This is a genomic window from Ruegeria sp. F5 (assembly GCF_056533845.1).
Window position 1 is genome coordinate 1 of the sequence record NZ_JBQFOU010000039.1, and the last position, 12,359, is coordinate 12,359.

The 12,359-nt window shown below is 55.0% G+C and carries 13 protein-coding genes and 1 pseudogene; 6 read left to right on the forward strand and 8 right to left on the reverse strand.

Annotation, left to right across the window (positions count from 1 at the left end; genetic code table 11):
* Positions 1-201 precede the first annotated feature (201 nt).
* Complete coding sequence (locus ACR0K1_RS24930) at positions 202-1,050, forward strand: Rossmann-like and DUF2520 domain-containing protein (protein WP_480852239.1); 849 nt, start codon at positions 202-204, stop codon at positions 1,048-1,050.
* Positions 1,051-1,402: 352 nt separating this feature from the next.
* Positions 1,403-1,510, forward strand: a pseudogene (locus ACR0K1_RS24935) (IS6 family transposase); the annotation flags it as partial.
* Positions 1,511-1,611: 101 nt separating this feature from the next.
* Here the strand turns inward: ACR0K1_RS24935 and ACR0K1_RS24940 are convergent.
* Positions 1,612-2,046: a DUF4275 family protein gene (locus ACR0K1_RS24940; protein ID WP_480852240.1), complete on the reverse strand. Its 435-nt coding sequence runs from the start codon at positions 2,044-2,046 to the stop codon at positions 1,612-1,614.
* A 126-nt stretch (positions 2,047-2,172) separates the two neighbouring features.
* A complete protein-coding gene (locus tag ACR0K1_RS24945; RefSeq protein ID WP_480852241.1) occupies positions 2,173-2,898 on the reverse strand; it encodes a gamma-glutamylcyclotransferase in 726 nt (241 codons plus the stop codon).
* Between the two features lie 270 nt (positions 2,899-3,168).
* On the opposite strand from ACR0K1_RS24945, the gene ACR0K1_RS24950 reads away from it, so the two are divergent.
* Positions 3,169-3,501, forward strand: coding sequence for a bactofilin family protein (locus ACR0K1_RS24950; protein WP_480852242.1), 333 nt, complete (start codon positions 3,169-3,171; stop codon positions 3,499-3,501).
* Positions 3,502-3,562: 61 nt separating this feature from the next.
* On the opposite strand, the gene ACR0K1_RS24955 is transcribed toward ACR0K1_RS24950, so the two are convergent.
* Both ACR0K1_RS24955 and ACR0K1_RS24960 read right to left on the reverse strand, forming a co-directional pair.
* On the reverse strand, positions 3,563-4,909 hold the full coding sequence (locus ACR0K1_RS24955; protein ID WP_480852243.1) for a DUF7986 domain-containing protein: 1,347 nt from the start codon (positions 4,907-4,909) through the stop codon (positions 3,563-3,565).
* A 114-nt stretch (positions 4,910-5,023) separates the two neighbouring features.
* A complete protein-coding gene (locus tag ACR0K1_RS24960; RefSeq protein WP_480852244.1) occupies positions 5,024-5,260 on the reverse strand; it encodes a DUF6429 family protein in 237 nt (78 codons plus the stop codon).
* 211 nt (positions 5,261-5,471) lie between these two features.
* On the opposite strand from ACR0K1_RS24960, the gene ACR0K1_RS24965 reads away from it, so the two are divergent.
* Positions 5,472-5,723 carry a WGR domain-containing protein gene (locus tag ACR0K1_RS24965; protein ID WP_480852245.1) on the forward strand — a complete coding sequence of 84 codons (252 nt, stop codon included), beginning with the start codon at positions 5,472-5,474 and terminating at the stop codon, positions 5,721-5,723.
* Between the two features lie 136 nt (positions 5,724-5,859).
* On the opposite strand, the gene ACR0K1_RS24970 is transcribed toward ACR0K1_RS24965, so the two are convergent.
* The 3 genes from ACR0K1_RS24970 to ACR0K1_RS24980 all read right to left on the reverse strand — a co-directional run bounded on the left by ACR0K1_RS24970 (position 5,860) and on the right by ACR0K1_RS24980 (position 8,154).
* Entirely contained in the window at positions 5,860-6,168 is a 309-nt protein-coding gene (locus tag ACR0K1_RS24970) for a hypothetical protein (protein WP_480852246.1), read from the reverse strand.
* Positions 6,169-6,625: 457 nt separating this feature from the next.
* Complete coding sequence (locus ACR0K1_RS24975; RefSeq protein ID WP_480852247.1) at positions 6,626-7,309, reverse strand: IS6 family transposase; 684 nt, start codon at positions 7,307-7,309, stop codon at positions 6,626-6,628.
* A gap of 197 nt (positions 7,310-7,506) precedes the next feature.
* Positions 7,507-8,154 carry a GNAT family N-acetyltransferase gene (locus ACR0K1_RS24980; protein ID WP_480852248.1) on the reverse strand — a complete coding sequence of 216 codons (648 nt, stop codon included), beginning with the start codon at positions 8,152-8,154 and terminating at the stop codon, positions 7,507-7,509.
* A gap of 92 nt (positions 8,155-8,246) precedes the next feature.
* Here ACR0K1_RS24980 and ACR0K1_RS24985 point away from each other — a divergent pair, with 92 nt between their 5' ends.
* Complete coding sequence (locus tag ACR0K1_RS24985) at positions 8,247-9,101, forward strand: LysR family transcriptional regulator (RefSeq protein ID WP_480852249.1); 855 nt, start codon at positions 8,247-8,249, stop codon at positions 9,099-9,101.
* Between the two features lie 220 nt (positions 9,102-9,321).
* On the opposite strand, the gene ACR0K1_RS24990 is transcribed toward ACR0K1_RS24985, so the two are convergent.
* The gene (locus tag ACR0K1_RS24990) at positions 9,322-10,890 is read right to left on the reverse strand and encodes a winged helix-turn-helix domain-containing tetratricopeptide repeat protein (RefSeq protein WP_480852250.1); all 1,569 of its coding nucleotides are present in this window, start codon (positions 10,888-10,890) and stop codon (positions 9,322-9,324) included.
* A gap of 167 nt (positions 10,891-11,057) precedes the next feature.
* On the opposite strand from ACR0K1_RS24990, the gene ACR0K1_RS24995 reads away from it, so the two are divergent.
* Entirely contained in the window at positions 11,058-11,882 is an 825-nt protein-coding gene (locus ACR0K1_RS24995; RefSeq protein WP_480852251.1) for a class I SAM-dependent methyltransferase, read from the forward strand.
* The last annotated feature ends 477 nt before the right edge of the window (positions 11,883-12,359 follow it).

Below are 12,359 nucleotides of genomic sequence, written 5' to 3' on the forward strand. Positions count from 1 at the left end.
TCATTGGGTGGCTCCTTTCCTAGCAGTCAATCACAACTGCACTTTGGCACATTCGATGCCGGTGGAGCAGGAGCCACCCACCTCATCCGCTTTGGGCCGCTCCGGTTGATTGTTGCCTTGGACAATTTGGTACTGATGAATTGGTCCGTCGCTTAGCATGTACCCAAAGGAAGTATGAGCGTATCGGTCGGAGGTCATTGAATGGCAAAAATCAGAGTAAATCTTGTCGGTGCCGGTCGTGTGGGTCAAACCATACTCGGCCTTTTGCGACACTCATCCAAGTATTCGGTTCAAGACATAGTGAGTTCTCGATTTAGATCGGCGGAAAACGCCGCCAAGATTGCGGGAACGGGCAGAGCGGTGGACAAATACGCAGACCTGGCGCCGGCCGACCTGTGGATTTTGGCGGTGCCGGATTCTCAGATCTCAAATGCAGCAACCGAACTCGCAAAAGTTGTTGGTCAACACGATGCCAATGAACCGCCTCCCGTTGCGTTTCACTGCAGTGGTTTCTTTCCAGCAGACAGAATGGCGCCGCTTCAGAAGCTAGCCTGGCGACTGGCCAGCGTGCACCCGGTACTTACGTTCGCTGAGCCGGCAACCGCGATCCAGCAATTCGAGGGAACACTTTGTGGCATTGAGGGTGACGACTCTGCCGTGGATTTTATCAAAGGCTTTCTTGCGGAGATTGGTGGCATCCCATTTCAGATCAATTCGGATAGCAAAAGCCTTTATCATGCGGCCGCCGTGATTTCGAATAACTTCACCGTGGTTCTGCAGGCGATCGCGCGTGAGGCCTGGGCTACCGCAGGAGTGCCTGATGACATTGCAAAGCAACTGAACACCACGCTACTTCAAGTCACCTGTGAGAATGTTGCCGCCTATGGGCCACTTAGAGCGCTTACGGGACCTGCATCACGAGGCGACGCCTTCGTCGTCTCGCAACAGGGGAAAGATATAACCGCTTGGCACCCCGCTGCAGGTCTCATCTACAAAGAGCTGAGTTTGCTCGCTCAGAAATTGAAGGCGGACGGTAGGACACAGGATTGATTGAGTCCCGCTACCTAGCCTGACCCAAAACTTAAATGAGGTTGTGCGAATTCTGGGAGTCTCTTTTCTCGCGCTTGCCGCGAACGGCAGGTTCGAGAGACGCACTGCGACATCTTGATTTAGGCTCGTGATTCCGGAATGGACAGCCCTCAGCAGAACGCGAGGCGTTCTTCCGCAGAATACCGCGTTTGCTCGGGTGGCGGGTGTGAGCTCAAACATGCGAAATGCTGCGCGTTGAAGGAATGTCCGTTGTTGTGAAATAACGCCGACAGACTAACTCCCGATCATCTCTTCAACCGCGAGGTTGAATCGATTGAGCGCGCCCTCAAATCGGCCGAACAGATGCGTGGGATTTGGCCCGATATCTGCTGCTGAGATAAGGCGGAAGCGTGTTCAGCAACTGCGCGCATTCTCCAAATGGAAGTGGCACGTGGACGAGGTCTTCGTGAAGATGAATGGCAACCGCAGCGCTTCAATTGAATTGAGGCTCAGAGCGTGCGGAGATTCAGACAGTTTAACCTGCCGCGATACCTAGCCCTGTTCAATACTTGGTAATTTCCATCAATTTACGTTTTCCGATTTGAATGCGAGATAAGGCCCCAAATCTGGCTGTTCATGCGTGAAAACCATTGTCCATTTCATGTTGTGATGGGCCACGTAAATGTCTGCGTGGAATGAAGAGAAGTCGGGATATCGATTGGAGGTACACGAGTAGGCCCAGTCATCGCTCTCGTCGAAAACTACATAAGGTGCCGACCATTGCTTCTGATACCCGATCAAAGCATCTGAACCCGTGATGGCAGGTTGAAGTCCGTAACTAAAACCGTGCCATCGAAATCCGTTGTGAATCCAGGCGCCCGTGTTTTTCTTTACTCTCAATGCATATGTCGCAAGCCAGTCGGTTTTTACCTGCTCACTCTCAACTGGAGAAAGCTGATCAAAGTCGACTGAATGAGACATAAGGAAATGCTCAATCTGGGTTTTCTTCGGGATCATCCCGTCTAGCCTTGAAACAAGAAATTGTGGAGTGGGCAGACTAGCGGAGCTTTAGACTGTGTAAAACGAGTCTGACCATGATCAAGGCCCGCCCATCTGATGAGAGCAGTGAGTCCTGATCGACATTTATCGATGCACACGGGCCCGTTCGAGCAATCGACGCACCTCGCGGTCTTCAATGTCCAGTTCGTTCAAGTGGTCGACGAGGGAATGGAGATAGTCGAAGTTCGAACCGAGACCGCCTTCAGCTACTGCAATCATCTTCGCCGCCTCTTCCTGGTCGAGGTGCGGCACGTAGCGACGGTTGCTTCTATCCATAACGAATACCAGGGCTTCCACCGAACCTTGCGGAGTATCGATCTCCAGGAAACGCGGCTCATAAGCACCGGCAAACATTTCGCGATGCCACAGAAACTTTGTCTCCTGATCTACCAGGCCCGCTGTTATTCTGAAGACAACGCCGTCACATTGCCCGCCTTCATCCAAAGCGGCCATCAACCCTGGACGGTCGTGGCTGCCACGCCCGCCTTCCAACCGCATACAGAAGCTGCGGTGCCAGCCCTTAAGAAGGCCGCGTCGGTATTCTGTTACATACACGGCTGGGTCCCAGATGAGCGAGCCATAGGCAAAAACCCAAAGGTCGCTCTTCAAGCGATCGGCAAGGATCTCTTGTCGGTTGGCCTCGCGGTCTTCATGGTCCATACGCCACCCCGGCGGCCAACCCTGTTCCAGCGCTTGTTCGTCAAGTTCAGCGAAACGTTCATACCCAAACCGCATCTCGGACGTATCCGGTGACGTAATTCTTCCACGCAAAGCGGGCGCGTGTCGAAATACATGATCTGGAAACGGCATTGAGCGCTCCTGAACGAATATCGGCTTAGAAGCGACCATAATACTGTCCATACAGGGTAGGAAGAGCTGTAGAACTGGAAAACGCCACGGATGTCGATCCAGCATCTCCAGCACGAAGGCCCGATCGAAAGCTGCGCAAAGAACACTGGCAGGGTTCCTGCAGTGTCAGTTCTTGTGCACGGGCCCGGCCCGATGTTGTTAACGGAACAATTCACTTTTAACGACGGTGGCCAAAGGCTGATATCCAAACTAGGGTGTCCAATATCTCACTTGGAGGATCTCAAGTTGGCAAGCTCAATCATTGAAGAAGATCTGACAATTGAAGGCGATCTCAACTCAAGTGCGGGAGGCATCGAGGTCAAAGGCCGAGTAGTTGGGGATGTCAGTGCTGAGACAATCACTGTTCACGTCGGCGGGTCGGTAGACGGTGAATTGTCAGCCAAGAAGATCATTATTGAGGGTAAGCACAAAGGCAGCCTGAAATGCGACGATCTGAAGATTGCATCGAGCGCGCAAATTCAAGCTGATGTAGCGGCAAAGACGATGGCAACTGAAAGCGGAGCGAAGGTTGTGGGCAAAGTTAACATCTCTGGCGGGCGGTAGGGCATGCCTGACGGCAAGATTGGATGACCGCTGGGCAACCTGAATTGATTGGCTGGCTGGTTCATTTTCGATGATCTGACAGACCGAGCTCGTCCCACATCCAGCTGAAATCATAGTCTGCAACGGGAGAGCCGGTCTGATGCGCGCTGCGGTTTTCGATTGTCTTCAGCCAGTCGATGACTTTCTTCCTGCCCGCTGTGCTGCGAGCGGCCTGGCGCGGGGTCTTGCCATCCAGGGCCGGGATCGGCTGGTCAAGTGTGTCGCGGTAGTGATGGTCGAGATGTTCGTGGGCAATCTGATGGGCAAGGGCAGGGGGGATGTGTTCTTCTTCTGCCACTCCGTCACCCGGGCTGTCATCCGCCATCATCTGTGCAACGGTCTGGATTGATGTCAGCGGTGACTTCACCAGATCCCCCAGGAGGTCCCGAACCAGGGCTTCGCCGCGTTCTGCGCGCGCTGCAGAGTCTACAGAAAGCGTGAGTGTCTTGCCCTTCAGGTTCAGGGACCCAAGCACAGAGGCCCCTGACGTCGACTTGTCCAACACGAGGCCAGTGGCACGCTGTTTGCTGGACGGGGTGTCGACGTCAAGCCAGGTCCAATCCTTCTGACTAGAGATCACGAGCTCGGCAGACTGGGATAGTTTTTGCGAGACCTGGCTGTGCGTCACCTTTCTGGCGAGGGGGAAGCGCATGTCGTGAAAGAGCAGGTTGTCGCCATCGCTGTTGCTGATCTGCGGTGGTTCCGGATCCAGCAAGTTCGGCAGATGTGCGAAGAGCCAGGCATTGGTGAAGAGGGGTGCGGAACGGTGAAGCTGATCCTGTGTCAGTCTCAGTTCATCGTCGGGGTTCAATCTCAACACGGAGCGGAGCCCGTCTTCAAAAAACGCGACGGTTTCTGACTCGAAGGGAAGCAGCGCCCCTGAGATCACGTTATGATCCCCCTGCGCGACAACCCGAGCTGCGATGTGATCCCATCGCTGCAGCATTTGCGTCGCGCTGTGTTCCCGAACGGTGACCGGTTCTTCGTCCGAAAGCACGTCGCGCAAGACCATGGATTTGCCGGGGTCTATCTCGCTCACCTCATAAAGGCTGACCGGTGCGTCCCGCAATCCTTTGATATAGGCGCGGGTCTGCGCACTCTCCTTGGAACCGCTCCCGATCAGATAAGCATCTGCAGCGTTTTCAGCGGCCGGTCCGAATGTCCTTCCCAGCAAGTCTTCCAGGCCACCGCCCCACAGAACCATTGGCCAATCCTCGCCCAGCAAGTCGCCCAGATCCTCGAAATCGAGATCAAAGGCTTCGAGACTTGGCAGAAAATGCTCGTCCAACACATCCGCGAGCCGCTCGTTCCAAATCTCGTCACGGGTGATAAACCCGATGAGCCCACCAAGATCGTTCCCCGTTGTCATCTTCTGCTTCTCCCTGTTCGCCGGACAGAGGCGATCTAGCGCAGATTGCAACCGCCAGCCAGACCACAAACTGGGCTGATCAGCGTGACATGGATGGTCTCGTCGCGGCGAGTGCTATTTCGTTGGCTCGCGCCCAAAAAGCTCTGTGAAAAGTTCTTCGGAGCGGCGTAGGCCTTCATCGGTCAGCACAACCGACTTTGCCTTCCCAACCGGGTTCAGGATCAATCCCTTTTGGTGCAGGCGGTCAAGCGCGTCCCAGTCAAAACCCTTCCACGCACGACGCTCGTCATGCAACGTCAACCAGAGCAGCGCCAGGACGGCCTCATCTACCTTGTTCTCATCTATGTCCATACCCACAGCGGATGCGACAAGGGCCGGGCGCGTCAACCCTGATCCGGCGAACTGAGGGACTGCAAAGATCTTTTGCCAGCATATGGTGCAATCGGATCAATAAAGCCGGGCGAAACCCGTGCCGCCATACATCACGGATATGAATCGCTCCCAGAGAATAGATATCGCAATGTCATTGGACAGCTGGGCTGTGCCCAGCAATAGTGAAGTCATGGAGCTGACAGCGCCTACACCTGTCCACCTGATCCATGTGGATCCGGACGTCAACATGGCTCGGTTCTATGGAATAGAGTTGCAGCCGACGCTGTTTGGTGAAGTGTCGGTCCTTCGCACCTGGGGACGTATTGGCACAAACGGGCAAGCCATGATGGTGACGTACGAAGACGAAGTCCAGGCTGCTGCCGCGCTCCGTAAACTTGAAGGACAAAAAAGTCGCCGAGGCTATGTTTCGGTCGGAGCATAGGCCTTTGATCCCACGGTTGGATGATGCGATCTGCCCGATGGATGGTAGGCAGCGAGTCATGTGTGAAAGCACCACATCGGAGGCTCTTCCAGCATGGCAAGACAACGCGACAGAAGCCCAACTAGCGCGATAGTGTTCAGGGCTTGTTGCTATCGATCCAGCGGGACATCAGAGTGCGATCCCGAAAACACTCGTCCGGAACAGGATTGCGCTTGATCCGGGCGATGCGCTCCGCAAAAGCCACCTGCTTGGAGCTTGGCCGGGTATCACGAACGCGAGGTGCTGATCTCTGCATGTCGATCCACTGGCTCATTGCGCGCCGATCTTGCTGGATGTCCCATGGCAAGATGACGTTCTGTTGCTCGGCCAACTTGCGTGCATAGGCAAGTTGCTTGGCTGTTGCAGGCAGTGCTGTCTGTGTTTCTGAACTGGAAAATCCGGACATGGTTTCTTGCCCTTGGCAGCGTAGCTAGAGAATAGAACAAAAGGGGTTCAAAATCAAGTATATTGTGGGTATTTTGTGGATGTATACTAAATATGGTGTCTTAACCGATAAAGGGTAACACGCGTGTTTTTTGTTTCTGACAAGACCACTCAAACGGTAAACTGGGACCCGCGCGGGCTCACCCTAACCCTACACTCACTCGTTCTGGGTTCGTTTTTGACGTGCAGGCACCGGTCATCTGACATTCTGCATCATTAGCTAATCCCGAGCCAGCCGGCTCGTGACCGGGCTCTAGGTTTCAGCAGACATATCGGCGTCCACCCAGAACACCCCAGCATGATCTCCCTGAGCCAATAGCCCCTGGACCATCTCAAGCGAGCCGGGGCAGGGGCTTTGGGTCATGTGGATGTGTCGCAAGCTTTTGGAGCGGCCAGGGTCAGATATGTACTGGACACACTTATCCTGCGATCTCGGCGAATAGCCGAAAACCAGATGCATTTGTGCTGGGGAATTGCCGTTTGCGGATCATGTTGGCGACCTCGATGCCGTCCAGAGTGGCCGAGGCGGATCTGAACGATTTGAACCCGCACATGTGCCGGACGCGACGCTTTATGAACCGATGGTCCTGCTCAATAATGTTATTCAAATACTTGGACCTGACTGTTTGGATCTTGGCTGGGCAGCCAAACCGATTGAGGATTTTGTTTACTTCCCGAATGCCCGCCGCGTTGGCCCCACTTTTGTCAATGACGATCTTGTTTGGAATTCCATTGGAAGACAGTGCTTTGGCGAAGAACCTGGATGCTGCTGGTCGGTTTCTCCGCTCAGACAGCATGAAATCAAGGGTGTTCCCAGCTTTGTCGACAGCCCGATAGAGGTACATCCACTTGCCGCGAACACGAACATATGTCTCGTCCATGCGCCAGGAACTCAGCGTTGGGCGTTTCTTCGATTGTGCTCTCGCTGCGATCATCGGTGAGTACTTCACAATCCATCTGTTGAGAGTGGCGTGGTCCACATCCACGCCGCGTTCGCCCATGATCTCTTCCAAGTCACGATAGGAAACCGTGTACCGCAGGTAGAAGTATACAGCGTACAAAATCGCATCCTTGGGAAAATGGCAGCCTTTCAATGAGATCATGTTGAAACCTGTTCGAAAACTATTCGATGGGAACAATCGTCAGATCACGCATGTTCGTCAATTGGGCTTCATAGCTTGCGACACATCCCTTTACTGTCAATGGTGGCATAACATCAGCGACACTGGGTTTGACAAGACCATTCGTGAGGGCCTTTGGACCGTGAACGCCTCAGTGCTGAGCACAAGCAACACTCGACCTACCGATAGACTATTGTGGTTGCTTCATCCAGTTGCTCATCCATACACTCGCGAACCTGCCTCTTACCCGAGCTCGACCGGTGTGAAAATTGCTCTGCAATGGTTTTGAGGTCGTGCGATAATGCTCTATCCATCGCGACAAGGCGCACTGTCTGTCCGGTGGAAAGCCGCTTTTCGATCGGGTGAAGAGTTCGATAACCAAGACATTCATAGAGTGGTTTACCCGGTAGCGTGGCGGTCAGTGTAAGATGACGGATGCCATTTGTGATAGCATCAGATTCAATCAGCTTCATTATGCGGGTGCCAAGTCCTTTACGGGCCGCAGTCGGGTCGACATACACAGCCCGGACAAGTGCGTGGCCGGGCGGCAGAGTGACGGTAGTTCCGCCGGAAAAGAGACCGTATTCAACCGCTCGATCGGACCAGCCGCCGCCAGCGAGGATCCGGTCCTCGGGTTCGGTCAGAACATGGTAGTGTCCGTCTTCAATTAGATCACGGGTCAGAATCGGCACTTCTTTCAGAGCGACACGCATCGCATCTAGATCGTAGTGATCACCACTGAGACCAATCGTGGCCCGGTACTGGAGCGCCATCAGAGCATCGAAATCGTCGGGCACGGCGAGGCGGTGGACAAGAACTTTGGTCATCGGATGTCTCCTTCATTGCAGAACGTGCCGAAAAAATGTGTGATCACGCAAACGAATTTACTTTCTGACCGAAATTAGAGAATCTAATGGGCATGGATATCGATGCGCTGAAAGCCTTTCTGGCAGTGACAGAGACGGGGAGTTTTACTGCGGCTGGCCGACAGATCGGTCGCACACAAAGCGCTGTGAGCCAGCAGATCAAGAAAATGGAGGGGGAAATTGGACGACCGGTCTTTGAACGGGGCAGTGGTGCAGTTCGGCTGACTCAAGAGGGGCGACGGCTTCTTGGTCCGGCGCGTGAGGTGTTGAATGCCCATGACCGGGCGCTTGAGGTCTTCGCAATACCCTCGGGCGGTGGCCGGGTGGCGCTGGGGATGGCTGAAGTCTTTTTGACGCCGATCCTTGATCAGTTACTACCAGAAATCCGGAAAGTAACACCGGAAGTAGAGCTGTCTCTTTGGGCGGAGTCCACGCCGCAGTTAATCAATGGTCTTCGAGACAGCGGGCTTGATCTGGCTCTTCTTGCCGGGAACGCGCCTGGGATGCCGAAAACCGTACCCTTGTTTGTGCGAGATGCAGTCTGGATTGGACCTGAGGTTGTCGACCTGCATGAGGTCGACCCATTGCCCATTATCGCCTGGGGCGAAGGCAGTGACTACACCCGGACGATAAAAGGGGCGCTGGAGCAGGCGGGACGCCGGTATCGCGTTGCCATGAGCACAAAGAGCTTTGGCGGGATGATGGCGGCAGCGCGGGCAGGGATTGGCATCGCAGCAGGTTTGGCCGAGAATGCCGAAACGGGTCTGAGGGTACTTGGCAAGAAAGACGGGATGCCACCGCTTCCCGGCCTGAATGTATCGCTAGCGCGCCGACCCGAAGCACGATCGAGAGCTGTCCGGGAAGTTGAGCGTTTGATTGTCGATCTTTTTGCGGATGGAACGGGCTGACACGTTTCACCGCGTGGACCATCGCGGGTTCACTTTCGTCGGTCTGACAATCCGAGCTCGTCCCACATCCAGCCGAAATCATAGTCTGCAACAGGAGAGCCGATCCACATTACATTGGACGGTATACGCACGATACATTCATGCGCGACAGTGGTCAGAACTTTTCAACAGATCCCTTCCGACACTTCGGGGGGATTGGATGGAGTGAGTGCACTGATCTTCAGGGTAAATCGAGGCGATGCAGCGCACCGGTCATCTTCTGCCGCATCTCAAGGCGCCTAAACGGGAAGGCGGTGAGGAACATCTCGGCGGTGGCGCCTGGGCGTTCCCTCAAAGCGTGTTCACGCCAACGGAGCGCATTTGCCGTGTCGCCTTTGAGTTCATGTGCAACCGCGGCAATCAGCGCAATATAGAAATGTGCGCCCGGCGACTGCATCGCACGCACGGCAAGGTGGCAGGCCTCATCAAATTCATCGCGGGTGATGTGGCACATCGCGCGGACGCCCAACATGCCATAGTAGAGCGGATCAAGGGGGCTAAGTGACATCGCTGTGAGTGCCGAGGACTGGGCCTCCTCTGCCGCTCCGTCCAGGGTGAGGATCAAGCCTTTGTTGTAGTGGCACTGAGCGAAATTCGGGTTGATCCGCAAGGCACGGTCGAGCCAGTTCCGACTGCCCTCGATGTCGCCTTGTAGCCAGCGAGCCCTTCCCATGTTGAAGTTAGAGAAAGGGTCGGTGGCGTCAATCTCCAGCGCTTGTGACGCCGAAGTGAGTGCATTGTCGATCAGAGATTTGCGGTCCTGTCCAAACTGCATGAAGGCATTCTGCCAATGCGTGAAGGAGAGCCCAGCATGGGCGCGCGCGAAATCGGGATCGAGCGCCAATGCAGAGTTGAAGTGCTGGGCGGCGATAAGGTTGTCGCCTTTGTTGAACTTGAAGATATGGGACAGGCCGAGATGAAAATGCGACCAAGCGTCAAATTCGGCCGCGTTCAGGTGCCGCGAGTGCACAGCCTCGTGTTCGGGGATCGAGAGTTCCAAGGCTGTCACGACCGAAGCGATGATATTTCGTCGGGCCTCATGGATTTCCGACAAGGATGCCCCGAACCGATCCGACCAGACCAGCGCTCCAGTTTCGGTAGAAAGGATTTCCACAGAAATGGTCATCATTTCCCCGACCATCTCGATTGCGCCAGTCACAATGTATCGCACAGCAAGATGCTGTCCTACGGCAGACGGGTCGATCTCTCGCGGGTCGAAGCGGAAGGAAGAGCCCCTAGCGATGACGTGAAGCCAACGTATGCGAGAGAGGTTGGAAATAAGTTCGGCCGGAAATGCATCCGATAGAGAGGCGTGCGCGGGGGCTTCGCCAAACTGAAGAAATCTAATGACTGCTACACTCGGTCGACCGCGGCCTGGGGTCAAATCGGCTTCAGTTGTTTTTGGTTCGGGTGCGCTAGATAACGGAACGGCTGGCCGGGCAGGGGCTTCAAGCTCCGCCACGAACCGAAAACCCCGGCCATGCACCGTGCGGATGATGGCTTGTTCAGCGCCAGTATCTCCTACTGCCTTCCGTGCTTGCTTGACTGCTGTGGAGATCGTGGCATCACTGACGATCCGCCCATCCCAGACCGCTGTGATCAAGTCGTCACGTGTGACCACACGTTCGGCATTCTCGATCAGTTGGACAAGCACCTCCAACGGATACCGCTCGACATGCACCGGACCGTCAGGGCCAACCAGTTCAGCCCGCATCTTGTCCAGCGTAAACCCTTTAAACTTCCAAATCATGGGCAGAGTATAGGAGACGCACGTCGGTTTCCATAGCCTCTCCGAGAACTCTGCATGATTTCCTCAACTGCCCTTCAAGCGCTGAGGGTCCAGGCGTGGCATTCTTGGCTCATCGATCCGGTGGCGGACACCAAAAGAGCAGCAACCCAGAATCGAAAGGAAACCAGATGAACGTACAATCCGTATTATCCCCCGACTTTGCCGCCATAAAAGCAAAGCAGAACGCCGCTTGGGCTTCTGGCGACTACGCTGTCGTCGGCACCACGCTGCAAATCGTTGGTGAAAACCTTGCCGAGGCCCTGGACCTGGTACCGGGTGCAAAGGTACTCGATGTCGCCGCTGGGAACGGCAACGCAACGCTTGCTTTCGCGCGGCGCTGGCACGCAGTTACATCTACGGATTATGTGAAAGCGCTTCTGGATAAGGGTCGCGCACGGGCCCAGGCCGAGGATCTGCGTGTCGATTTTCAGATCGCAGACGCCGAGGCTTTACCATTTGGCGACGACAGCTTTGACGCCGTGGTTTCGACCTTTGGCGTAATGTTTGCGCCCGATCAGGAACGCGCCGCCGCCGAGCTTGGCCGTGTCTGTAAACCAGGTGGCAAGATAGGCATGGCCAACTGGACACCCGACAGCTTTATCGGACAACTCTTCAAGACTCTTGGTCGTCATTTGACGCCGCCCGACGGCGTACAGTCCCCGTCACGATGGGGCGATGACGAGTGGCTTCAATCTCAGTTCGGCAAAGTGGGTGACGTTCAAGTCTCGAAAGCGAATTTTCAGTTCCGCTACTGCGATCCGACGCACTTTCTACATGTGTTCCGCACTCTTTATGGACCCATGCACAAGGCCTTCCTGGCCCTCGATGAGGTAGGGCAGGCAGCGCTTGAAGCTGACATCCTGGCATTGATTGACCAGAGCAACACCGCGACTGACGGCTCTATGTCGGTCCCCGCAGCTTATGCTGAGGTTGTGGTAAAAATTGGAGCGTGACTCCTAAGGTGATTCATCTTGCGGGCATTGCTATCCATTGCTCGCAAGACTGCCGACCGGAATAGTCGTGAGTTTTGGCTCCGAGATTGGGGCCAATACATCTTAGTCGCGACCTCCCCCCGCTATCTAAACCGCCACCAAAGTCACCGCCTCCGCTGCCATCCGGACCTTCTAAACCATCATAATCCGCACAAAAATCTGCGTCAGATATCATTGCAGCAACGTCCATTTCAATTGTGGCTTCGGCATAAACTGCAGCGCAGCGTCTGTGCCGGCACAGAAGTTCAGGTTTGGGCCGTCTGCGATACGGGGTCTCGGTTTCGCCTTACAGTCAGCACCAGAGTTCGAATTCTCGGGGCCGATCTTGTGTGTTGGCTCGTCGTTTTACTCTGGGTTACGGTCGAGCGAACGTTATGTGCTTGAGGATGGGTAGTGTAACAAGTGCAATTTGAAAGTCTGTTGGACTCGTTCATCGTG

What these genes read in the sequence shown, in the direction of transcription:
- ACR0K1_RS24930 (WP_480852239.1), top strand. Translation starts at nt 202, where the DNA reads ATGGCAAAAATCAGAGTAAATCTTGTCGGTGCCGGTCGTGTGGGTCAA.
- ACR0K1_RS24940 (WP_480852240.1), bottom strand. Translation starts at nt 2,046, where the DNA reads ATGATCCCGAAGAAAACCCAGATTGAGCATTTCCTTATGTCTCATTCA.
- ACR0K1_RS24945 (WP_480852241.1), bottom strand. Translation starts at nt 2,898, where the DNA reads ATGCCGTTTCCAGATCATGTATTTCGACACGCGCCCGCTTTGCGTGGA.
- ACR0K1_RS24955 (WP_480852243.1), bottom strand. Translation starts at nt 4,909, where the DNA reads ATGACAACGGGGAACGATCTTGGTGGGCTCATCGGGTTTATCACCCGT.
- ACR0K1_RS24960 (WP_480852244.1), bottom strand. Translation starts at nt 5,260, where the DNA reads ATGGACATAGATGAGAACAAGGTAGATGAGGCCGTCCTGGCGCTGCTC.
- ACR0K1_RS24965 (WP_480852245.1), top strand. Translation starts at nt 5,472, where the DNA reads ATGGAGCTGACAGCGCCTACACCTGTCCACCTGATCCATGTGGATCCG.
- ACR0K1_RS24970 (WP_480852246.1), bottom strand. Translation starts at nt 6,168, where the DNA reads ATGTCCGGATTTTCCAGTTCAGAAACACAGACAGCACTGCCTGCAACA.
- ACR0K1_RS24975 (WP_480852247.1), bottom strand. Translation starts at nt 7,309, where the DNA reads ATGATCTCATTGAAAGGCTGCCATTTTCCCAAGGATGCGATTTTGTAC.
- ACR0K1_RS24980 (WP_480852248.1), bottom strand. Translation starts at nt 8,154, where the DNA reads ATGACCAAAGTTCTTGTCCACCGCCTCGCCGTGCCCGACGATTTCGAT.
- ACR0K1_RS24985 (WP_480852249.1), top strand. Translation starts at nt 8,247, where the DNA reads ATGGATATCGATGCGCTGAAAGCCTTTCTGGCAGTGACAGAGACGGGG.
- ACR0K1_RS24990 (WP_480852250.1), bottom strand. Translation starts at nt 10,890, where the DNA reads ATGATTTGGAAGTTTAAAGGGTTTACGCTGGACAAGATGCGGGCTGAA.
- ACR0K1_RS24995 (WP_480852251.1), top strand. Translation starts at nt 11,058, where the DNA reads ATGAACGTACAATCCGTATTATCCCCCGACTTTGCCGCCATAAAAGCA.